Origin of the sequence: Acinetobacter sp. AM (genome assembly GCF_003105055.1) — a bacterium.
Lineage (GTDB): Bacteria > Pseudomonadota > Gammaproteobacteria > Pseudomonadales > Moraxellaceae > Acinetobacter > Acinetobacter tibetensis.
The window spans coordinates 1-795 of record NZ_QETG01000055.1; the positions used below are offsets into that span (position 1 = coordinate 1).

The 795-nt window shown below is 36.4% G+C and carries 1 protein-coding gene; it reads left to right on the top strand.

Features of this window, described 5'->3' with window-relative positions:
• Window positions 1–71 precede the first annotated feature (71 nt).
• Window positions 72–795 (top strand): IS5 family transposase gene (locus DCO44_RS16540; RefSeq protein WP_165815740.1). Its coding sequence is split into 2 segments (ribosomal slippage), with 725 coding nucleotides annotated over them: window positions 72–300 and window positions 300–795; the frame shifts between segments, so codons are not numbered across the junction. This gene is flagged as partial in the annotation.

Here is a 795-nt window from a genome sequence, read left to right on the forward strand (position 1 = left end):
TCCTCATTTGAAAAATAGATTTTAAAGACTTAATATAATCTTTCAAATTCCTTATATTTCTATATATTTCAATGGCACGTACCCTTTTAACAGATGATATTTGGCAACAAATCCAAAATACGATGCGATTGTATGGTTGCTACTGTTCGAAGAATAGTAGAAATATCATGGAGGCTATCTTGTGGAAACTACGTACAGGCGCGACATGGCGTGATATTCCTCAAGAATTTTGTCCTTGGCAAACTGCCTATAATCGTTTTAATCGTTGGGCAAATAAGGGTTTGTGGAATAAATTTTTTTTAGATTACGAGGCATTTTGGATCAAGAATGGGTATTCATTGACGGAAGCTACATACGCGTGCATCAGCATGCAAGTGGAGCTCGGCATGGTTTCGAAAGAGCAATTGGACAATCACGTGGTGGACGAACAACAAAAATACATCTTGCAACCGACGCGAATGGATTACCGATTGATTTTAAAATCACTGGGGGTGAAGTCCACGACAGTCAAGTTGCAGAGCAATTGATAGAGGCTGTAGAAGAAGCAGATTATCTCATTGCAGATAAGGGATATGATGCTGAGAACATCAGAATATTTATTAAAAATAAGAATATGATCCCAATTATTCCAATGAGATCAAATAGTAAAAGATTAAATAAAGAATTTGATAAATATCTCTATCGACTAAGGCATTTAGTTGAAAATGCCTTTGCGAGGTTAAAACATTTTCGAGCGATTGCAACCCGATTTGATAAGCTGGCACGAAATTATCAGTCTATGATTTACATTGCTTG